General features: G+C 41.7%; 18 protein-coding genes. 2 read left to right on the top strand and 16 right to left on the bottom strand.

Annotated features, from left to right (window positions below; all coding sequences use genetic code 11):
• Positions 1 to 14: 14 nt before the first annotated feature.
• The 6 genes from def to A6M13_RS04550 form a co-directional block, all read right to left on the bottom strand.
• Positions 15 to 503 carry a peptide deformylase gene (gene def, locus A6M13_RS04575; RefSeq protein WP_066543292.1) on the bottom strand — a complete coding sequence of 163 codons (489 nt, stop codon included), beginning with the start codon at positions 501 to 503 and terminating at the stop codon, positions 15 to 17.
• A gap of 29 nt (positions 504 to 532) precedes the next feature.
• On the bottom strand, positions 533 to 2,941 hold the full coding sequence (gene priA, locus A6M13_RS04570; RefSeq protein ID WP_066543290.1) for a primosomal protein N': 2,409 nt from the start codon (positions 2,939 to 2,941) through the stop codon (positions 533 to 535).
• Complete coding sequence (coaBC, locus tag A6M13_RS04565) at positions 2,941 to 4,137, bottom strand: bifunctional phosphopantothenoylcysteine decarboxylase/phosphopantothenate--cysteine ligase CoaBC (protein WP_066543288.1); 1,197 nt, start codon at positions 4,135 to 4,137, stop codon at positions 2,941 to 2,943. Before coaBC ends, priA begins: the two co-directional genes overlap by 1 nt.
• Before the next feature lie 66 nt (positions 4,138 to 4,203).
• A complete protein-coding gene (gene rpoZ, locus A6M13_RS04560) occupies positions 4,204 to 4,431 on the bottom strand; it encodes a DNA-directed RNA polymerase subunit omega (RefSeq protein ID WP_066543286.1) in 228 nt (75 codons plus the stop codon).
• Between the two features lie 5 nt (positions 4,432 to 4,436).
• Positions 4,437 to 5,054, bottom strand: a complete 618-nt coding sequence (gene gmk / locus A6M13_RS04555) for a guanylate kinase (RefSeq protein ID WP_066543284.1) — start codon at positions 5,052 to 5,054, stop codon at positions 4,437 to 4,439.
• 57 nt (positions 5,055 to 5,111) lie between these two features.
• On the bottom strand, positions 5,112 to 5,987 hold the full coding sequence (locus tag A6M13_RS04550; RefSeq protein WP_066543282.1) for a YicC/YloC family endoribonuclease: 876 nt from the start codon (positions 5,985 to 5,987) through the stop codon (positions 5,112 to 5,114).
• 152 nt (positions 5,988 to 6,139) lie between these two features.
• Here A6M13_RS04550 and A6M13_RS04545 point away from each other — a divergent pair, with 152 nt between their 5' ends.
• Both A6M13_RS04545 and A6M13_RS04540 read left to right on the top strand, forming a co-directional pair.
• Complete coding sequence (locus A6M13_RS04545) at positions 6,140 to 7,825, top strand: Rqc2 family fibronectin-binding protein (protein ID WP_066543280.1); 1,686 nt, start codon at positions 6,140 to 6,142, stop codon at positions 7,823 to 7,825.
• A 359-nt stretch (positions 7,826 to 8,184) separates the two neighbouring features.
• Positions 8,185 to 9,876 carry a methyl-accepting chemotaxis protein gene (locus A6M13_RS04540; protein ID WP_066543279.1) on the top strand — a complete coding sequence of 564 codons (1,692 nt, stop codon included), beginning with the start codon at positions 8,185 to 8,187 and terminating at the stop codon, positions 9,874 to 9,876.
• Between the two features lie 481 nt (positions 9,877 to 10,357).
• Here the strand turns inward: A6M13_RS04540 and A6M13_RS04535 are convergent, their stop codons facing one another.
• The 10 genes from A6M13_RS04535 to A6M13_RS04490 form a co-directional block, all read right to left on the bottom strand.
• Positions 10,358 to 11,455, bottom strand: coding sequence for an acyltransferase family protein (locus A6M13_RS04535; RefSeq protein ID WP_066543273.1), 1,098 nt, complete (start codon positions 11,453 to 11,455; stop codon positions 10,358 to 10,360).
• Positions 11,456 to 11,639: 184 nt separating this feature from the next.
• Positions 11,640 to 12,275, bottom strand: a complete 636-nt coding sequence (gene pyrE / locus A6M13_RS04530; protein ID WP_066543272.1) for an orotate phosphoribosyltransferase — start codon at positions 12,273 to 12,275, stop codon at positions 11,640 to 11,642.
• Between the two features lies 1 nt (position 12,276).
• Positions 12,277 to 12,981, bottom strand: a complete 705-nt coding sequence (gene pyrF / locus A6M13_RS04525) for an orotidine-5'-phosphate decarboxylase (protein WP_066543271.1) — start codon at positions 12,979 to 12,981, stop codon at positions 12,277 to 12,279.
• Positions 12,981 to 13,892 (bottom strand): dihydroorotate dehydrogenase, encoded by a 912-nt coding sequence (locus A6M13_RS04520; protein WP_066543270.1) that lies wholly within the window; start codon positions 13,890 to 13,892, stop codon positions 12,981 to 12,983. Before A6M13_RS04520 ends, pyrF begins: the two co-directional genes overlap by 1 nt.
• Complete coding sequence (locus A6M13_RS04515; protein ID WP_066543268.1) at positions 13,889 to 14,662, bottom strand: dihydroorotate dehydrogenase electron transfer subunit; 774 nt, start codon at positions 14,660 to 14,662, stop codon at positions 13,889 to 13,891. The genes A6M13_RS04520 and A6M13_RS04515 overlap by 4 nt, the downstream gene beginning before the upstream one ends.
• Before the next feature lies 1 nt (position 14,663).
• Positions 14,664 to 17,861, bottom strand: coding sequence for a carbamoyl-phosphate synthase large subunit (gene carB, locus A6M13_RS04510; RefSeq protein ID WP_066543267.1), 3,198 nt, complete (start codon positions 17,859 to 17,861; stop codon positions 14,664 to 14,666).
• Positions 17,854 to 18,954, bottom strand: a complete 1,101-nt coding sequence (locus tag A6M13_RS04505) for a carbamoyl phosphate synthase small subunit (RefSeq protein ID WP_066543265.1) — start codon at positions 18,952 to 18,954, stop codon at positions 17,854 to 17,856. The genes carB and A6M13_RS04505 overlap by 8 nt, the downstream gene beginning before the upstream one ends.
• Positions 18,951 to 20,225, bottom strand: a complete 1,275-nt coding sequence (locus A6M13_RS04500) for a dihydroorotase (protein ID WP_066543264.1) — start codon at positions 20,223 to 20,225, stop codon at positions 18,951 to 18,953. Before A6M13_RS04500 ends, A6M13_RS04505 begins: the two co-directional genes overlap by 4 nt.
• Positions 20,225 to 21,103: an aspartate carbamoyltransferase catalytic subunit gene (locus A6M13_RS04495; protein WP_066543263.1), complete on the bottom strand. Its 879-nt coding sequence runs from the start codon at positions 21,101 to 21,103 to the stop codon at positions 20,225 to 20,227. The genes A6M13_RS04500 and A6M13_RS04495 overlap by 1 nt, the downstream gene beginning before the upstream one ends.
• Before the next feature lie 241 nt (positions 21,104 to 21,344).
• Positions 21,345 to 22,652: a solute carrier family 23 protein gene (locus A6M13_RS04490; RefSeq protein ID WP_066543262.1), complete on the bottom strand. Its 1,308-nt coding sequence runs from the start codon at positions 22,650 to 22,652 to the stop codon at positions 21,345 to 21,347.
• Between the last annotated feature and the right edge of the window lie 7 nt (positions 22,653 to 22,659).

Raw genomic sequence — 22,659 nt, 5'->3', positions numbered from 1 at the left:
ACAATTTTCACAGACTATTCCTCCTCAGCGTATAAAGCTTCTAACTCTTCCTCTGATAGACGACGTGTCATTTTCGAATCGAATAATACACCATCTAAATGGTCAATTTCATGCATAATTGCACGCGCTTCGAAATCTTCTGCTTCTAATTCATAAATACGTCCTTCACGGTCTGCTGCTTCAATTTTCACATATGTTGGGCGCTCAACCATACCAAATACATCTGGGAAGCTTAAGCAACCTTCAATATCTTCTACAATCTCACCTTTTGTTTCGATGATAATTGGGTTAATCATTTCTAAAATATCCTCGCCTAATTCAACGATAGCAACACGTAAATTTACATTAATTTGTGGTGCAGCAATCCCAACACCATCATGCTCAACCATCGTGTCATATAAATCGTCTAATAACGCGATAATTGATTCATCAATTACTTCTACTTCTTTCGTTTTCTGTGATAACACCTGTGCGGGTGCTTTTACAACTTCTTTAATTGCCATAATATATGCCTCTTTCTATACGTACGTATTTAAATCATACTCGGATCTAAATCGATTGTAAGCTGTACTCCTTGTTTTATCCACTCTGCACGATAATGCGAAATTAACGCGTGGAGCGTTGGAATTAAGCTTGGTTCTATTTTGTATTTTATCAAACATTGATAACGATATCTATTTTGGAGACGACTAATGCTTGCTGCTGTCGGTCCAAGTAGTTGCACAGTGTGTGGTAAACGAGCTTGTAACCAGTACATCGTCTGCTGTGCATAATCGGCAGCGAGCATAACATCCTCATGCGAAATTTGAACAAGCGCAATATAATAGTACGGTGGATGCCCAGAGCGACGACGATTCGCCATCTCTTGTGTATAAAACGGTGCATACACTTGCGCCTTCGCTAACTCAATTGCATAATGCTCTGGCGTGTACGTTTGAATGACAACTTGTCCTGGTTTATCATGACGCCCGGCACGACCACTTACTTGCGTTAGCAGTTGATACGTTTTTTCAGCTGCTCGGTAATCCGGTAAATGCAGCGACGTATCGGCACTCAGCACGCCCACAAGTGTAATGTCTGGAAAGTCTAGTCCTTTCGCAATCATTTGCGTGCCAAGTAAAATATTCGCTTCCTTATTGCCAAACGCTTCTAAAATATCTTCATGTGCCCCTTTTTTCGAGGTTGTGTCGACATCCATCCGCAATACACGTGCTTCTGGAAACAGCGCATGCAACTCTTCTTCAACTTTTTGTGTACCCGTCCCAAAATAACGAATATGCTCACTTGTACATTGTGGACATGTTGAGGGGACATGTTCCTCATAGCCACAATAATGACATTTTAAGTTTTCTTGGTGTCGATGGTACGTTAAAGAAATATCACAATTTTTACATTGTACAACAGTTCCACAGTCTCTACATAATACAAAGCTTGAATAACCACGACGATTTAAAAACAGCACAATTTGCTCATTTTTTTCAAGTCGCACACGCATCGCCTCAACTAAGGCGGTAGAGAACATGGAACGATTGCCAGTGGCGAGCTCTGCGCGTAAATCGACAACGTGAACAGCCGGTAAGCTTTGCTTTTTTGCACGCTCCGATAACGTCAATAATGTATACACACCTTTTTGAGCGCGTGCATACGATTCGAGCGATGGTGTCGCACTGCCTAAAATAACCGGACATTGATGATACTGACTACGCCAAATAGCGACATCTCGCGCATGGTAGCGTGGTGAATCTTCTTGTTTATATGTGGATTCATGCTCTTCATCTAAAATAATTAAGCCGATATTTGTAAACGGCACAAACACCGCAGAACGTGCACCGACTACCACTTGCACTTCACCGTTTTGAATTTTGCGCCATTCGTCGTATTTTTCACCGGTCGATAGGCCACTATGCATCACCGCAACGGCATCGCCAAAGCGTGAACGAAAGCGCTCAGTCATTTGGGGCGTTAGCGCAATTTCTGGTACGAGCATCATCGCTTGCTTGCCTTGTGCAAGTACCTGTTCAATCGCCTGCAAATAAATCTCTGTTTTTCCGCTACCCGTGACACCATGCAATAAAAACGTATGTCCAACTTGTTGGTCTAACTTCTTTTGAATCGCTAATAACGCCAAATCTTGCTCATCTGTTAATTGTAAATTCGTCGTTTGCGCCACGTCTTTTGTGAACGGGTCACGATACACTTCCTGTTGCACAAACTCACCGGCACCGCGCTCTAGTACAGCGTGCAAGACGGTCGTTCCAACATCTGCCTCATCACAAATAAAAGCAGGTGTCAATGTCTCACCCGCATACGGTATTAACCATTCAATTAGTTGAATTTGTTTGCGTGCCTTCGCTGGTATGTGTGCCTGAATTTGCTGTAAACACGCAACATCTTCTACCACTTTCACCATGCGAATCGTCTTTACTTTTCCTTGTTGCTTCACAATATTTTCAAGTTCGACAGCTCCAGCAGTCACCGCTTGTTTTAAGAGATGCAAAACACCTGCTTTTTCAAACTGTTTCACATCAACCGTTTGCTTCGTACCAAAAATCGCTTGCAGTCGCATATCCAGTTGCGGACGCTCGACACGCATATGTGCTACTTTTTCATATTTTGCGCGCAATGCAGACGGCACCATAAGCTGTAGCGCATCAATTTCAAAGCAAATCGTTTCATGCTTCAGCCATTTGGACAATTGTAAGAGCTCTGCATTAATGACTGGCTCTAAATCAAGCACTTCATTAATCGCGCGAATTTTATTCGGTGGCACATCGGTTTGCGAAACGATGCCAACGACGTATCCAAGCACGTGCCGCGGTCCAAACGGTACTTTCACACGACTGCCAGGCTCAACAACCGTCGCTAATTTTTCTGGAATACGGTAATCGAATGGGCGGTCTACAGGATAGGCCGCCACATCGACAATAACTTGTGCAAACATTATTGCTCAGCTCGCTTTAAAATCGTTTCAAATAAACGTTTTGCTAATTCGGTTTTTGGCATATGCTCAAAGCGCGCACGATAATCACTGTGTCCAATCAGCGTGACGGTATTTGTATCGGTATTAAATCCTGCACCGACTTCAGTCACATCGTTTGCAACGATATAATCCGCATTTTTACGCGTTAATTTCCCTTGCGCATATGTTTCAACATCATTCGTTTCAGCAGCAAAGCCAATCAGTAACTGATGCTTCTTCTTGTTGCCAAGTGTTGCTAAAATATCCGGTGTGCGTTCCATTTCCATAAACGTATCACCGTCTTTTTTCTTGACCTTTTGTGTTGCCGCATTTTTCGGACGATAATCCGCAACTGCCGCTGTTTTCACAACGATATCGGCTGTATCATATTCCGCTTCAATCGCTTCTAGCATATCTTGTGCGCTTTCCACATCGACAACACGCATACCAGTTGGTTTTGCAAGTGCGACCGGTCCTGAAACGAGCACAACATCCGCCCCTAAATCACGTGCAGCTTCAGCCATAGCATAGCCCATTTTGCCACTTGAAAAATTCGTCACAAAACGAACCGGATCGATACGCTCACGTGTAGGTCCAGCAGATACAATGACCTTTTTACCTTGCAGTGGTAATGTTTTCGGTTGGAAATGCTCCGCTACAAGTGCAACGATTTTTTCAGGCTCTTCCATACGCCCTTTTCCAACATACCCACATGCTAAAAAGCCTTCTGACGGCTCAATAAAGCGCACGCCATCTTTGTATAATTGTTCAATATTACGTACAACAGCTGGATGGTCATACATATGTACATTCATCGCTGGTGCCATCCAAACAGGGCTTGACGCAGCAAGTAATGTTGTTGTAACCATATTGTCGGCAATGCCATTGGCCACTTTGCCAATCACATTCGCTGTGGCAGGCGCAACTAAAATTAAATCCGCCCAATCTGCTAAATCGATATGCGCGATGACACTTGAATCTTTTTCATCAAATGTATCGAAAAAGACATCATTTTTTGACATTACTTGAAAGCTTAATGGATTGACAAATTGACGTGCTGAATCAGTCATCATCACTTTTACAACCGCACCTGCTTGCTGTAATTTACTTACAAGAGCAACCGCTTTATAAACGGCAATGCCACCTGTCACACATACTAAAACCTTTTTACCATTCATGTCGTTTCCACCCCTTCAAACGATAAGCTCCCAAAGAGAATTCTCCGGGAGCTTATATACGTGTCATTAAATTTCGTCTTCGTAAATAGTTGAAGCGTCTTGTTCTTTCATACGTAGCTCTCCGCTAGATACTTCCTCAAGTGCACGACCTACTGGCTTGTACGATACATACTTCTCTAAGCGTTCTGTACCTTGTACCTCTTGCATTTGGCGAGCACGTTTAGACGCTAGGCTCACTAATGAATACTTTGAATCTACTTCTTTTTTTAATGCGTCAACTGATGGATATAACATCTGTTTTATTCTCCCTTCAACATCGATAAATAACGTTTCTCTACGCGTTCACGGCGGCAATGCTCTGCCATAATAATGGCATTAATGCGGTCACAAGCGTTTTGAACTTCATCATTTTCGACAACGTAATCGTATAAGTTCATCATTTCTACTTCTTCATTGGCTGTCGCAATACGCTTTGCAATGACATCTTCTGTCTCTGTCCCGCGACCAACTAAACGTTCGCGTAACTCTGAAATGCTTGGCGGTGCTAAGAAAATAAAGAGTGCATCCGGTGCTTTTTCACGAATTTGCGCAGCTCCTTGCACTTCAATTTCTAAAAATACATCGCGCCCTGCATCAAGTGTTTCATTGACATAAGCTAATGGTGTACCGTAATAATTGCCAACAAATTCAGCGTGCTCTAATAAGCCACCTTCTTCAATTAGCTCTTCAAATTGTTCACGTGTTTTGAAGAAATAATCGACACCGTCTATTTCCCCTTCACGAGGTTGGCGTGTCGTCATTGAAATCGAATATTCGTAATTCGTATCCGGTTGCGAGAATAACTCTTTACGAACCGTGCCTTTACCAACACCTGATGGCCCTGACAACACGATTAACAAGCCGCGTTCTTTTCTCATTCACCATAACTCCTTTATATACTGGGTAACTTGTTTATTATGAGCGAAAGTCCAAAATTATTCAATGTTTTGTACTTGTTCGCGCATTTTTTCTAAAATGGTTTTTGCTTGAACAACTGCGACAGACGCTTCTGAAGATTGGTTTTTCGAGCCGATTGTATTAATTTCTCGGTGCATTTCCTGCATTAAGAAATCCAATTTACGACCAATTGAACCCGCTTCATTAAGCGTAGACGTTAATTGCTCAAAATGACTTTCTAAACGGTCTAGCTCTTCCGCTATATCAACCCGCTCTGCAAACAATGCAACTTCTGCTAACAAACGATCCTCTAGCACATCGACGTTCGCAATCTCGGCAATTCTTTCGATTAAGCGCTCACGGTACTTTTGAACAGCTTGTGGTGACACATCACGAATGAGGCGGATTTGCGTATGAAGCTCTTCCTTATATTGCAGCACAGCATTTTTCAATGACTGCCCTTCCCGCATTCGCATATCAACTAACCCAACAATGGCTTGCTGAACGGCTTGTTCAACCGCTGCTGTTAGTTGTTCTATGGCAATCTCTTGCTTTTCGTACGTTAATGCATGCTCCAGTGAGAATAATTCCTGCATTGTCCATGAAGCATCTAATGGGACTACTTCAGCAAGTTGTGCTTTTGCTTTTTTGTACGCCTCAATTAATGGCCAATTAATTTGGAACATTTCATCGCTTTCTGCTAATGATTTTACATGAACGGCAACGTCTAGTTTACCGCGTAACACTTCTTGTGAAATTAGCTTCTTCGCTAATTGCTCTGCTTCCATCCACTCTTTCGGAAACTTCGTATAAATTTCTAAAAAGCGATGGTTTACAGATCGAACTTCAACTGTGAGTTGGAATGTTTCCGTAGTTGTGACACCTCTGCCAAAACCAGTCATACTACGCACCAAGGTTCGTCACACCTTTCTTTGCATACTAGAAAACATTATACCATAAATAAAAGTTGCTCGGCGCAGGAATTTAAATGACAGCTGCATAATGATGAAATGCGAAAAAGATGCTACTATAAACAATAGAACTCATATGGAACGAGGAATGACACATGGCATTTGATGGATTATTTACAACAGCGATGACAACAGAACTACAAAAACTTGTCACAGGTCGTATTACAAAAATTCACCAACCGAACGCACAAGAGATTTTATTACATGTGCGCGCAGGTGGGACAAACTATAAATTACTGTATTCAATTCACTCTGCATACGCACGTGTGCAACTGACAAACCAATCGATTGAAAATCCAGCAGAACCACCGATGTTTTGTACGCTGTTACGCAAGCATTTAGAAGGCGGTATGATTGCGAGCATTACCCAGGACGGCACAGACCGTATTATTACAATGGAAGTAAATGCGACAAATGAAATTGGCGACCCCGTAAAACGCATTTTATCGGCAGAAATTATGGGACGCCACAGTAATATTTTATTAATTGACTGCGCCACAAATAAAATTATCGATAGCTTAAAGCATTTACCACCTGCTGTAAACAGCTATCGTACCATTATGCCGGGTGCTGCCTATATCGCACCACCTGCACAACAAAAGGAAAACCCGTATACAATTCCAATAAATGATGTGATTAACTTTTTTGCACGTGGACGTGAAGCGAAAGAAGTACAGCAATTTTTTGCAGGCTTCTCAACATTGCACGCACAAGAAATTTTGCACCGTATTGGCGACAGCGACATCGTCACAGCTTGGCAACAATTTTTAACTGAAATCCGTGACGGTGCTACACCAAGCTATTATGAAATTGACGGCAAAATTTCCTTCTCACCAACAACCTTGACCCATCTTCCTGCTACAGCAACAACATTTGCGACACTTGGCGAACTGTTAGACCGCGTCTTTTTCGCCCGTGCAGAACGTGATCGTGTGAAGCAACAAGCTGGTGATTTAGAACGTTGGCTACAAAATGAGCGCGATAAGTTACAACTAAAGGTGCGCAAGCTAGAGCAAGATTATGCACGTGCTGAAAAGCTCGATACATTACAGCTTTACGGCGAGCTATTAATGGCGAATATTTATAGCTTTTCAAAAGGCATGAAAGAAGTGACGGTCGTCAATTATTATAGTGAGGATGGCGCACAAGTAACCATTCCATTAAATGAACGTAAAACGCCTGTAGAAAACGCGCAAAGCTATTACACACGCTACAATAAAGCCAAAAATGCGCTTGTACGTATTCAAGAGCAGCTTGATAAAACACGTGACGATATTGCATACTTTGATTTACTGGCGCAACAAGTACAACACGCTGCCCCAAGCGATATTGAAGAAATTCGCGAAGAGCTAGCTGAACAAGGCTATTTACGTCTACGTGCTTCTAAGAAAAAGAAAAAACCCACAAAGCCGTTACCAGAAAACTTTACATCGTCTACTGGTATCGCCATCTCTGTCGGCAAAAACAATAAACAAAATGATTTCTTAACGTTTAAGCTTGCAAAACGTAATGAAACATGGCTGCATACAAAAGATATTCCTGGCTCACACGTCGTCATTCATAGTGACGCCCCCGATGAGCAAACCCTTGCAGAAGCAGCTGTACTAAGCGCTTACTTTAGTAAAGCGCGCGAATCGTCTGCTGTGCCGGTGGATTACACTGAAGTACGCCACGTAAAAAAACCAAATGGCTCAAAACCAGGCTTCGTTATTTATTTTGAGCAAAAAACATTATTTGTAACACCAGACGAAGCATTAGTTATGCAACTAAAACGTGCGTAACAATGACAATAAACTAGCAACTTTTATCCTTCAGCAGTTTTCCTCGCTGAAGGATTTTTTTACGTGCGCTGATTATAGTTAAAAAGATGTGCAAATAATTGCCGTTACCTTAATAATTTTCTGATTTCTCCTCTTTTGGAAAACACGATGCTAGTTGTTAGGCAGTTCTTGTATACCGTGACTACATACGTCTTTCGTCTGCATTATGGAAAGCTTTTCCAATGACTACAGTCTCACTATTTACTTTTTTACGGATGCTATCTTTTTATCTATTTTTTTATTCTTTTTAGGCATAAGGGCTTTGTTTCAATTTCTTTATGCGTTATTATAAACATATTCATTAGTAAGGAGGATGTAATATGTCCATAGGGAAAAAACTGAATATCGGCTTTTTCATCATTTTAGCAGTTCTTGTCCTTTCACTTGGGATTATTTTCGCACAAATTACGATTATTGACCAAAAAGTGGAAGATACAGTTGATAACCGCATGCTGCAAGTTCAAGTAAGCAATGATATTCAATTTGAACTAGCGATGCAAGGTTTATATATGCGCGCACTGATGTTAGAAAATACTGAAAGCAACCGTAACGACCTCGCCACGTATCAACAGCAATTAGATGATTCAATTGCCGAATTACAACAACTTACCACAAAAGAAACAGCAGAGTTTCAAGAATATGTATCAATTTTAAATGACTATAACAACTCATTTAACGACGCCATTAGTGATGTACTAACAGCGCTAGATGACAATAATGAAGCGGCAGCACTTATGTTTGTGAACACACAAGCACGTACAGCCAATATCGGCATTTTAGACGCATCAAAAGACATTATGGCCTATCAACAAAAGCAACTACAAATTGTTAAGAAGGATACAGAAGCATCCGTTACGACAGCGTCAATCATTGCATTTACAGCCATCGCCATTGGTATCATTATTAGTATTTTAGCAATCGTTCTAGTACGTAACTTCATAACGCGCCCATTACGCAATGTTGTGTCACACGCGGATGCCATTGCACAAGGCGACTTAACAATTCCTTCGCTACAACATAAAGCAAACGATGAAATCGGGATGCTTGCAAACGCATTTAATACGATGAAAGACAATTTACATCGTATTGTAAGCAATGTTCAACAAAATAGTAATCAAGTATCGCAATCTGCGATGTTATTATCTGCTAGCACACAACAAATGAATGCTTCTAGTCAAGAAGTGACAACCAATATGGTAGAAGTAGCTGACTTAGCGCGTATTTCATCATCTGCTGCCGCTGAAACAGCAAAAGCAACAGACGAAACAGCTTCGGGTGTGCAACGTATTGCGGAGTCCACGCAAACATTAAATGAAACATCTGTCGAAACAGCTGCGGTTGCCGAAGCAGGAAATGCAGCGATTGTAACAGCGCAACACCAAATGTCTACAATTGAGCAAAATACGCGTACATTAAATCAACTTGTACAACAACTTACGCAACAATCAGCAGAAATTGGCCATATTACAAAGGTCATTACAGATATTACCGACCAAACAAATTTACTAGCACTCAATGCTGCCATTGAAGCAGCTCGTGCCGGCGAACATGGTAAAGGTTTCGCCGTTGTAGCAGATGAAGTACGTAAACTTGCCGAGCAGTCCAAGCAATCCGCTACACAAATTTCGACCTTAACAGATACGATTCAAGCTGATACGATTAACGTTGAAAAAGCGGTACAATCATCGTTACAATCCGTTGAAGAAGGTGTAACAATCATTGACAATGCTGGCACATCATTTGCCAACATTTATACATCGGTCCAACAAATGACTGCTCAAATCCAAGAAATCTCAGCCGCTTCTGAAGAAATTTCAGCGAGTGCCGAGGAAGTCTCTGCTTCTGTCGCTGAAATTGCCAATGGTGCAGATAATGCTGCAGCCTATGCGGAAAACGTCGCAGCTGCAGTCGAACAACAAAGTGCAACAATGCAAGAAGTTGGCGCGATTTCGGTTGACTTAGCCGATAAATCACATGAGCTTCAACAGCTAACAGCACAATTTAAAGTATAAGCCTCACTACCATTACCATAATAAAATGGCTCGTACAAAAGTATAATTCCAATGATGTTCGATCATAAAAATTTAATATGTCATCGTTAAACGAAGAGCGAACATCTGCCAAGAACGCCATATCGTGTGACAAAGCGGATATGACAAACGTTGTGTTTGCCTCAAGCCAGGCCTGCGAAACGTGTCTGCTATATGGCGTAGCACCAAAAGTAAAAAAATGAGGCTGAGACAAAACAAAGTGTTAGGAGAAATCTCGTCATTTCTCCTAATACTTTTCTGCTTTCGTCGACGTAAATTTTCGAGCAGGCTTTTCTGCGGTACGGCTCGAGCCTGTAGTCTCTCGCTCGTACTGTTCCGCTAGAAGTCCGCTCTTCATTTAACGACGACGTATCAAATATTTATCATCGAACATCGTTGGGATTGATTTGAATTACCCTTCTGTCCCAGCCTCATTTCCTTTTGTCCTCAGTTCTTCGCATGTTCACAACATATTAACTACTGCAATCATAAATACCGCTATCATCACGCAAAAAGCAGTCATCTGTTTTGGCGTAATGATTTTTCGTATAATATACCTCACAACTAATGTGCAGACCATTGCTAATAATCCCGTCAATGCTATTAATGCCACAATCTCTCCCCAGGTCAACGCTTGTGATGCGTGCCGTTCATACAAGTAAAGTACCGGCCAATGAATTAAAAAGAACGCGTACATATAACTTGATACACCGCCCAGAATCCTGCATTTTTGACGCGCAAGTGTTCGTCGTTGTTGTATTGCGATCACATAGAGCACTGCACTCGCTACACTCACAATCGACCACTCACTTACAAATAGTTCCGACTTCGGCATCATTATTCCGACAACTACTAATAACAATAAGCTACCAATCTGTATAAAGCGTGATAGAACGCTTCGCATATGTATATAGGGCTTTATAAAAACAAGTAAGGCACCACTTAAAAACATCCATACTTGCGCGCTTAATGTCCCCGCTGGCATAAAAAAACTCGCAATAAATGACAACGTTCCCACTAATATAATGCTAATAATAGCGGCCTTGCGGAGTGACAGAGTCGTATGCTGACAAAGTTGTTGCAACAACTTTGCCCCAATTAGTAAGACAAACATATACTGTACAAACAAAGCAAGTACAGCATAATGTTGTAGTGGGCTAATGCGTCCCGTTTTGTGATCGATTATGGCGTGCTTCACGACATACCAGTTTTCAACATATAATATCGATGCAATGACATGTTTTGCTTGCGCTTGCCATTGCGCCGGAGAATACAACACATACATATATATTGTTACAGCGATGATGACAATTGAAGCAAGCGGTGTCGTCCGTCGAATAAAGCGTTTCATTCTTCGGTACATATGTATGTCTTCGTATTGCTGAACATGCCGTTGTAACGACAGCATCGTGACATAACCGATGATGACAAAAAATGCCCCGATATTGCCGATTTGCTGATGCATAAAGCTCGAATAGACGACTAAAACAATACTGATAACACGCAATACTTCTAACTCTTTATAAAATACTTTATAAGATGTTTGGACTAAATCGTTCATATTGCCTCCACTAAAAAATCAATCACCTTGCGTTCAGCGATGATTTCACTATTTTCTCCCGTTACAGACGGAGCAATACTGAAATAGTTTCATTTTTTTCGACATCTATTCAATGCTTTATACGAAAAAACTTGCATAGACATTGGTCTATACAAGTTTTCATGTAACGCTGTTAGCGACAAACTTACGCTGTTAACTCGCCTGCTTTTAACTTTGCGTGCCAGTCTTTTAAAAATGGAATTTGGTCTGCATCAATTGCACCTGTTTCTGATGCTGCTTCGATTAGGTAATCAAAGTTTGTTAATGATACATATTTTACACCGATTTCGTCAAACGCTTTTTCTGCTTTCGGTAAGTTATATGTATACACACATACAACGCCTAGTACTTCACAGCCAGCTGCACGTAACGCTTCAACCGCTGTAATTGACGAACCCCCTGTTGACACGATATCTTCAACAACGACTACTTTTTGTCCTTCAGCATATTTGCCTTCAATTTGATTGCCACGTCCGTGTTCTTTCGCTTTTGAGCGTACATACACCATTGGTAAATCTAAAATATCTGATACCCATGCTGCGTGTGGAATGCCCGCTGTTGCAGTGCCGGCTACAATGTCCGTACCTGGGAAGAATTCTTGAATATTTGCTGCTAAGCCTTTTGCTAATGCTTTACGTGCAGCTGGGTCTGAAATCGTTAAGCGCGTATCACAATAAATTGGTGATTTGATGCCTGAAGCCCATGTAAATAGCTCCGTTGCGTTTAATTCTACTGCGCCTACACGTAACATTTCTTTTGCGATGTCTTTTTGTAACATAATTTTATGCCTCCCATAATTTCAGTACTTCATGATATGCCGCGACTGGGTCTTGTGCACCTGTAATCGCGCGCCCTACAACAATTTGGGTTGAACCATCTTGTTTCGCCCCGTCTGGTGTTGCGATGCGCTTTTGATCATGCGCGTCGCCACCAAGCATACGAATACCTGGTGTCACACGTAAAAAGTCTTCTCCACATACGTCTGCAATAGCACGTGCTTCATGCACCGAACAAACAACGCCATTTAAGCCGGCTGTATGTGTCAGTTTTGCATAATGCAACACTGAATCTTGCAGCGATAGGTTAATATGTTGTTCTTGTTGCATTTGTTGCTCTGTCGTTGATGTTAACTGCGTCACAGCGATTAATGCTGCGCGTCTTTGTCCTGCTGGTGTACCAGCCTCAAGCCCTTCTAATGCACCTTCCATCATCGCACGTCCGCCTGCTGCGTGTACATTTACTAAATCAACACCAAGCTTCGCTAAGCCTTTCATTGCTGACTTCACCGTATTTGGAATATCGTGTAGCTTTAAATCTAAGAACACATCATGCCCTAAAGCTTTTACTTTTTCGACAATTTGTGGTCCCTCTTGCATATAAAGCTCCATGCCGATTTTCACGAATAATGGCTCATTATATTGCTGTAAAAATGTCAGCACGCGCTCTTCTGTTGGGAAGTCTAGTGCGATAATTGGTTTTGTGTTCATTAACGGTGGCTCCTTCCGATAATTTCTGAAATGTGGTTAACACCTAGTTCATCTAATTTTGCTGGTAATTCTTCAATAATTGTTGGGCAAACGAAATGGTCTACGAAGTTTGCTGTACCAACAGCAACCGCTGATGCACCAACCGACATAAAGTCAATGACATCTTGTGCGCACGTTACGCCACCCATACCGATAATCGGAATATTTACTGCTTTATATACTTCATATACCATGCGAATCGCTACAGGCTTTACCGCTGGACCTGATAAACCACCTGTACCATTTGCAATAACTGGTTTCCCTGTACGCTCATGTAAACGCATGCCAACAAGTGTATTAATCATTGTAATGCCGTCTGCGCCGCCTTCTTCTACCGCTTTTGCGATATCAACAATGCTCGTGACGTTTGGAGATAGCTTCACATAGACCGGTACTTGTGACACCGCTTTTACTGCTGCTGTTAATTGCTTTGCAGTTGCTGGGTCTGTACCGAACTGAATGCCTCCACATTTTACGTTTGGACAAGAAATGTTTAGTTCCAGTGCATGAACATTCGGCGCTGCAGAAATACGACGCGCTACTTCTACATAGTCCTCGATTTCTGTTCCTGCGACGTTTGCAATGATTGGTACGTCATAACCTTCTAAAAACTTTAGCTCCTCGCCCATTACTTTATCAATGCCTGGGTTTTGTAAGCCGATTGCATTTAACATACCCGCTGCTGTTTCTGCAACGCGTGGTGTCGGATTGCCGCGACGTGTCTCCACCGTCGTCGCTTTAATCATGATGGCACCTAATTTTGATAAATCATATAGCTGTGCATACTCGCGACCGAAGCCGAAGCAGCCTGAAGCTGGCATAATTGGGTTTTTTAAATCTAACCCTGGTAATTCCATTCGTAAGCGGCTCATAGTGCCACAACTCCTTTCGGGAATACTGGACCGTCCGAACATACTTTGACATATGCTTTGTCTTGTCCTTCTGTTGTGTCACATACACACGCGAAGCATGCGCCGATACCGCAGCCCATACGTTCCTCAAATGACATAAATCCTTTTTTCTCTGGGTAATACTGCTCTAATGCACGTAGCATCGGCATTGGCCCACATGAGTAAAACACGTCAAATGCTGGTTGTTTCTCATCAAAAACAGTTGTGACAAAGCCTTTTGTACCTTTCGTACCGTCTACTGTTGCATAGTACGTGTCACCAAGCTTTGTAAATTCCTCTTCATAGAAGCATACATCTTCTGATTGGAAGCCAAGTACGTGAATAACATTTACACCACGTGCTGTTAATTGCTTCGATAATTCATGAAGCGGCGGTACACCGATTCCTCCTCCAACAAGTAGCGCTGTTTGACCTGGTGCAGCTTCCTCCACTGGGAAACCGTTACCGATTGGACCAAGTACGTCGACTAATTGCCCCTCGCGATTTGTCGAAAGAATTGATGTTCCACGCCCCTCTGCGCGATAAATCATCGTAAATTCGTGATTGTCTTTGTCAATGTTGGCGATACTGATTGGTCGGCGTAAAAGCGGTTCGAATGAGTCAGACACTTTGACATGGACGAACTGGCCAGGATTCATATCCTGTACCAGTTCCCCACGAAGTGTTAATTCAAAAATGTTCGTTGCGATTTGCTTTTGCGCTACGACCGTCATTTTTTCTTGACGGATCATATTAATGCACTACCTCCGCTTTCGGCATAATTTCAGCTGTAAATGTCATCGATTCGATAACGCGTAGCATCGCTTCTGCTGTATCTAATGATGTTAAACATGGCACACCATTTTCCACTGATTCACGACGAATACGGAAACCGTCACGCGCTGGCTGTTTACCTTTTGTTAATGTGTTAACAACTAATTGTGCTTCACCGTTTTGGATGACATCTAATAATGTCTTGCCTTTTGCACCGATTTTTTCAACAACATCTGTGTGTACACCGTTTTCTTCAAATACTTTCGCTGTACCTTCAGTTGCCATAATGCGGTAGCCAACTGTAGAGAAACGTTTTGCTAAGCTAATCGCTTCTTCTTTATCTTTATCTGATACTGTGAATAAAACAGTACCTTCTGTTTTAATTTTTGTGCCTGCTGCTACGAAACCTTTGTATAATGCTTTTTCATATGTTGCATCTTTCCCCATTACTTCCCCTGTTGACTTCATTTCAGGGCCTAATGTAATGTCTACACGACGTAATTTCGCGAATGAGAACACTGGTACTTTTACAAATACGCCTGCTTGTTCTGGTGCTAATCCTGTTGGGTAGCCTTGTTCGATAATTGACTGACCTAAAATCGCTTTTGTCGCAATGTTCGCCATTGGGATATTTGTGATTTTTGATAAGAACGGTACCGTACGAGATGAACGTGGGTTTACTTCGATTACGTAAACTTCGCCTTCTGATAGTACGTACTGAATATTCATTAAGCCAACAATACCTAAGCCTTTTGCTAAACGCGTTGTGTAATCGACTAATGTTTCTTTTTGTGCGTCTGTTAATTTTTGTGGTGGATATACTGAGATAGAGTCACCTGAGTGAACACCTGCGCGCTCAATATGCTCCATAATCCCTGGAATTAACACATTTTCACCGTCACAAATCGCATCCACTTCGATTTCTTGACCTGTTAAGTAACGGTCAACTAATACTGGGTGGTCTGGTGATGCTTCTACTGCGTGTTCCATATAGTGTGCAAGCTCGTCTAGGTTATACACAATCTCCATTGCGCGTCCACCAAGTACGTATGACGGGCGTACTAATACTGGGAAGCCTAGTTTTTCACCGATTGCTAATGCTTCTTCTTTTGACACCGCTGTTTGTCCTTGTGGTTGTGGAATGTTTAGCTCTTGTAATGCCGCTTCAAACTTATTACGATTTTCTGCACGGTCGATATCTTCAAGCGTTGTCCCTAAAATCTTCACACCATGTGCTTCTAATTTATCTGCTAAGTTAATCGCTGTTTGACCACCGAACTGTACAACAACACCCATTGGTTTCTCAAGGTCTACAATATGCATAACGTCTTCGATTGTTAATGGCTCGAAGTATAATTTATCTGAGATTGAGAAGTCTGTAGATACTGTTTCTGGGTTTGAGTTAATAATAATAGCTTCATACCCTGCTTCTTGAATTGCCCATACAGAGTGTACTGTTGCGTAGTCGAACTCAACACCTTGACCGATACGGATTGGACCAGAACCAAGTACGATAACCGACTCTTTTTCAGAGCGTACTGACTCGTTTTCTTCTTCGTACGTACCGTAGAAGTATGGTGTGTTCGATTCAAACTCCGCTGCACATGTGTCAACCATTTTGTACACTGGTGTAATACCTGCTTCTTTACGGAAGTTGTAAATCTCCATTTCCGTCATGCCCCAAAGCTCCGCAATTTTCTTATCCGCAAAGCCTAAACGTTTTGCTTTATAAAGCACGTCTTTATCTTGCTTGTTGTCTGCAAGTGTCTGTTCCATGTTGACGATTTTTTGTAGCTTGTGTAAGAACCAAAGATCAATTTTTGACCATTCGTGGATTGTTTCTACTGTTACACCGCGACGTAATGCTTCACCGATGAAGAATAAACGCTCATCGCCTGCTTTTTTAATACGCTTTTCAATCCATGCATCCGTTAAATCTTCCGCATGTTTCATTTCGATGTGTACGTGACCTGTTTCTAATGAACGAACTGCTTTTAAAATCGCTTCTTCAAACGTACGTCCTAGTGACATAACCTCACCAGTTGCTTTCATTTGTGTCCCTAAGTTACGTTTTGCTGATTCGAACTTATCGAATGGCCAACGTGGGATTTTCGCTACGATGTAGTCAAGTGCTGGCTCAAAGCAAGCATATGTTGAACCTGTTACTGGGTTTTTAATTTCATCTAATGTTAAACCTACTGCGATTTTCGCTGCTAGTTTTGCGATTGGATAGCCCGTTGCTTTTGATGCTAATGCTGATGAACGAGATACACGAGGGTTTACTTCGATTACATAGTATTGGAAGCTATGTGGATCAAGTGCTAACTGTACGTTACAGCCACCTTCGATTTTTAGTGCGCGAATAATATCAAGTGAGATATTACGTAGCATTTGGTTTTCACGGTCCGATAATGTTTGTGTTGGTGCAACAACGATTGAGTCACCTGTGTGAATACCGACTGGGTCAAAGTTTTCCATATTACATACAACGATGGCGTTGTCTGCTGAGTCACGCATTACTTCATATTCAATTTCCTTATAGCCTGCAATTGATTTTTCAAGTAAACATTGCGTTACTGGTGAATATTTTAAACCAGACGTTACGATTTCTTCTAAGTCTTGGTCGTTGTAACAAATACCGCCGCCTGTACCACCTAATGTGAATGCTGGACGTACAATTACCGGGTAACCAATACGTGCGACAAGCGCGTATGCTTCTTCCATATTATGAATAATGTCTGATTCAGGTACTGGTGCACCTAGTTCGTACATTAAGTTACGGAATAAGTCACGGTCTTCCGCTTTATGAATTGCATCTAATTTTGTCCCTAAAATTTCAATGCCTAACTCGTCTAAAATGCCTGACTCATCTAACTCGATTGCCATATTTAAACCTGTTTGACCACCAAGTGTTGGTAAGATTGCATCTGGACGCTCTTTACGTAAAATACGTGATACGAATTCTAATGAAATCGGCTCGATATATACTTTATCTGCAATTTCTGTATCTGTCATAATTGTTGCTGGGTTTGAGTTGATTAAAATTACTTTGTAACCCTCTTCTCTTAATGAAAGACAAGCTTGTGTCCCTGCATAGTCAAACTCTGCTGCTTGACCGATAACGATTGGGCCTGACCCGATTACTAAAATAGTTTCAATATCTGTACGTTTAGGCATGTTGTTTCTCCTTTGCTGCTTCTTTTTCCATCATGTCGATGAACTCGTCGAATAAGTGATTTGAATCTTCTGGTCCTGGTGATGCTTCTGGGTGATACTGTACTGTGAAGATCGGATATTTCGTATGGCGTACACCTTCACATGTACCGTCGTTTAATGCTACGTGTGTTAATTCTAAATCTGTATCTTTTAATGATTCAATGTCGATTGCGTAACCATGGTTTTGAGATGTTAAATCTGTACGACCTGTACGTAAATCTTTTACTGGGTGATTCCCTCCGCGGTGACCAAATGGCAGTTTAAATGATTTTGCCCCTGACGCTAATGCGAAAATTTGGTGTCCTAAGCAGATTCCAAACATCGGTACTTTGCCGATTAATTCGCGTACAGTTTCAATACCTTCTGTTACGTCCTCTGGGTTACCAGGTCCGTTTGATAACATAATGCCATCTGGATGCCATGCTAAAATTTCAGATGCTGGTGTGTTGTAAGGAACGACTAACACATCACAGTCACGCTTGTTTAATTCGCGTAAAATACCGTGCTTCATCCCGAAGTCGATTAATACAACGCGCTTGCCGCGACCTGGTGATGGGTAAGCAGCTTTTGGTGACACTTCTTTTACATGGTGTGTAATGAGTGGCGTTGCTTGTAATTGTGCAACGATTTCGTCGACATTTACGTCTGCACCTGCTTCTGTTAATAGTGCACGTACCGCACCTTTTGCACGAATAATACGTGTTAATTTTCGCGTATCAATTCCTTGAATCCCTGGAATATTTTTTGACGCTAAGTAATCACCTAATGATGAATCTTTGCGGAAGTTTGATGGATTTTCTTCTAATTCACGTACAACAAATCCACGAATGGCTGGTGTAATTGATTCAAAGTCATCACGGTTAATCCCGTAGTTCCCGATAAGTGGGTATGTTAATGTAATAATTTGTCCGTAAAATGATGGATCAGAAATTGTTTCTTGGTAACCTGTCATGCCTGTTGTGAATACTACTTCACCTTGGCTAGCGTTGTTGCTACCGAACGCTTCCCCAGTAAATACTGTGCCGTCTTCTAAAATTAATAAACGTTTCATTATTGTGCCTCCTGGTATACGATTTTACCTTCGAAAATTGTTAGTACTGGCCAACCTTGCGCTACCCAGCCGTTAAATGGTGTGTTGCGACCTTTTGAAACAAAGCCTTCTGCATCCACTGTTTTTTCTGCTTCTAAGTCAATCAGTACGAAATCTGCTGATGCGCCAACTTCTAATGTGCCATATGGCAGGTCGAAAATTTGAGCAGCTTTCACACTCATCCAATCGATTAATTGTTCCAACGTCCATTTCCCTGTTTTTACAAACTGTGTGTATAACAGTGGGAATGCTGTTTCAAATCCAACAATACCGAATGGTGCGCCAACCATGCCGCAGCATTTTTCTTCTACTGTGTGTGGTGCATGGTCTGTTGCGATACAATCGATTGTGCCGTCAAGTAGTGCAGCGTGTAATGAATCTTTGTCGTCTGCTGCACGTAATGGTGGGTTCATCTTCCAGTTTGCATCATCTGATGGAATATCCATTTCTTCTAATAATAAGTGGTGTGGACAAACTTCAGCCGTTACTTTAATACCTGCTGCTTTTGCATCGCGTACAGCGCGTACTGATTCTTTTGTTGATACGTGACATACATGGTAGCGGGCACCTGCTGCTTCTGCTAATAGTACGTCTCGTGCGATTTGTACAGATTCACAAATTGATGGGATACCTGGTAAGCCAAGCTCTTTATTGCGTGTACCTTCGTGCATAACACCATCGTAAATAAGTGAGTTGTCTTCACAGTGAGCTACAACGACTGCGTCAAGTTTTGCTGCTTGTTGCATTTGCTCGTACATTGTTGAAGCAAGTTGAATGCCTACACCGTCATCTGAGAAAGCAACCGCACCGTTTGCTTTTAGCTCTGCCATGTCTGTTTTTACTTCACCTGAAATATCTTTCGTTAATGAGCCGTATGGTAATACGCGAATAACTGCGCTCTTTTCAATTAAGCCGTTAATTAACTGCATGTTTTCCACTGAATCTGGTACTGGCTTTGTATTCGGCATAGCACAAATTGTTGTGAAGCCGCCTTTTGCTGCTGAAGCTGTACCTGTTGCGATTGTTTCTTTATGTTCAAAACCTGGCTCGCGTAAATGTGTATGCACATCGACAAACCCTGGTGAAACGATATGTCCGTTTCCGTCAATTACTTCTGCACCTGCTGGCTCTACGCCGCCGATTTCAACGATTTTTCCGTCCTCAATTGTAATGCTTGATAGTTCAAGCTCATTGCCTGCTTTTACTAATTTGATATTTTTTACGAAAGTCGTCATTAGTTTCTCTCCTTTAAAATCGTTTCTAAAATTGCCATACGTGCGAATACACCATTGCGTACTTGTGCAAAAATGCGTGAGCGTTCACACTCTACAAGCTCGTCTGCAATTTCAACATCGCGGTTAATTGGGGCTGGGTGCATAATAATTGCCCCTTCTTTCATGCGTCGTTCACGTTCAGGCGTTAAGCCGAACTCTTCATGATAGCTATCTTTTGAGAAGTTTTTACTTACTGCATGACGCTCATGTTGGATACGTAATAACATGATGACATCACTATCTTCTAACACTTCATCCCAACTGTGTGCTGCTTCAAAGTTGCCTGCCCATTCTGCCGGGCAAAGAAATCTTACGTTTGCACCTAAGCGCGTTAATGCTGTTGCGTTTGACTTCGCAACACGACTATGTGAAATGTCACCGACAATCGTTATGTTTAAACCTTCAAAGTGTCCAAACTCTTTATGAATCGTATATAAATCAAGCAAGCATTGCGATGGATGCTGACCTGCACCGTCTCCTGCATTAATCACTGCGCAGTTGATGCCTTCTAATAGCTCGTTATAATATTCATCTTCCTTTGCACGAATGACCACCGCGTCAATGCCAATCATCTCTAATGTCTTCACTGTGTCATACATTGTCTCGCCTTTTAGTGCACTTGAGAAGCCTGCATCAAACGGAATGACTTCACAGCCGACGCGACGCTCTGCCATTTCAAAGCTTGTTTTCGTACGCGTACTTGGTTCGAAAAATAAGTTCGCGACATGATATGTACGTTGTAGTGCTGCCGCTTCTCCGCGTTCAAATGCTGCTGCTCGGCTTAACATGTGTAAAATTTCTTCTGTTGATAAGTGTTCCATTGACAATAAGTTTTTCATAATGTGCCTCCCATTTGAAATGGCGTTTATCTTTTTGGACAAGCGTCCTATTTCAAATAATTCTCATTTTACAGATTCATGAATTTTCACAAACTTCAGCGTATAAAAAAGCCTCACTTCTGTCAGAAGCGAGGCAATTTAGGGTGCACGAAGCTAAGGCATCATAAAACTTATGTGCTGGCTATGCTTACGTTCCCTTGTTTGCCTCTCTGGACAATTTTTAAAAGGTCGTTCTATTTAATTAATCAAGATCATGTACATCTGTTACACCTTTATCTCTACCTGGTAAGATTAAGTTTAGTAGTACACCAACGACTGCTGCTAATGCCATACCTGACATAACAAATGAACCGATTTCTAATTTCGCACCACCGATACCGATGACTAAAATGACCGATGCAATGACCATGTTACGGTTGTTACCGAAGTCTACTTGGCTATCGACAAACATGCGTAAGCCGCTTGAAGCGATAATCCCGAATAGTAGAATGGAAATCCCGCCAAGTACTGCCGTTGGAATCGTAGAAATAACGGCCATCACTTTCCCAAAGAAGGAAATAACGATTGCGACAATGGCTGCGCCAAAGATAACATATACGGAGTACACACGTGTAATAGCTAATACACCGATGTTTTCACCGTATGTCGTTTTTGGTGGGCCACCGATTAAAGCACTAACGAATGTCCCTAATCCGTCACCTAGTAAAGAGCGGTGTAAACCTGGGTCTTTAATGTAATTACGTTCGACCACTTTACCCAGTACTAATTGATGTCCAATATGTTCTGAAATGGTTACGATAACAACTGGAATCATCGCTGCAACAATCGTTGCTGTAATGCTGAACTCATAATCCACACCTGGAATTAAGAAGTTTGGCATTTCAAACCATGATGCTTCTTTCACTGCTGTAAAATCAACTATGCCAATGCCCATTGCGTATACATACCCGACGATTAAGCCAAGTAAGATTGGCATCGCGCTTAAAATATTTTTAAAGTATACATTGAAGATAATGGCCGCAAACAATGTAACAAGTGCTGCTGAGAAGTGCAAGCCACTATACTCTTTTACACCGTCTACTGTAATATTCATCGCCATATCTACTGCTGTTCCTGCTAATCCTAAACCGATAACGATAATAACTGGTGCAACAACGATTGGTGGTAATAATGCCATCAACCATTTATAGCCTGTTGTTTTGATTAGGAGTGCGACAATCGCATACACAATCCCGACAAGCATTGCGCCTATCATCGCATTTCCTGGGTTTACAGCAACACCTGATGCATCTAAACCTGCGACTGTAATAATGGGCGCGATAAATGCGAAGGATGACCCTAAATACGCCGGTACTTTAAATTGTGTAATTAATAGGAAGATAATCGTTGCAATCCCACTTGTTAGTAAGGCAATTGCTGGATCTAAGCCCACTAGCTGTGGCACTAAAATCGTCGAACCAAACATTGCAAATAAATGTTGGAAACTTAATGTGACAAGCTGTGTTGCACTTGGTTTATCATGAATGTCTAATATTGGTTTACTTGCCATTGTTGTT

The organism is Caryophanon tenue, from assembly GCF_001700315.1.
Taxonomy (GTDB): domain Bacteria; phylum Bacillota; class Bacilli; order Bacillales_A; family Planococcaceae; genus Caryophanon; species Caryophanon tenue.
The sequence above is the reverse complement of the archived record's forward strand: the minus strand, read 5'-3'. Positions and strand labels throughout refer to the sequence as shown.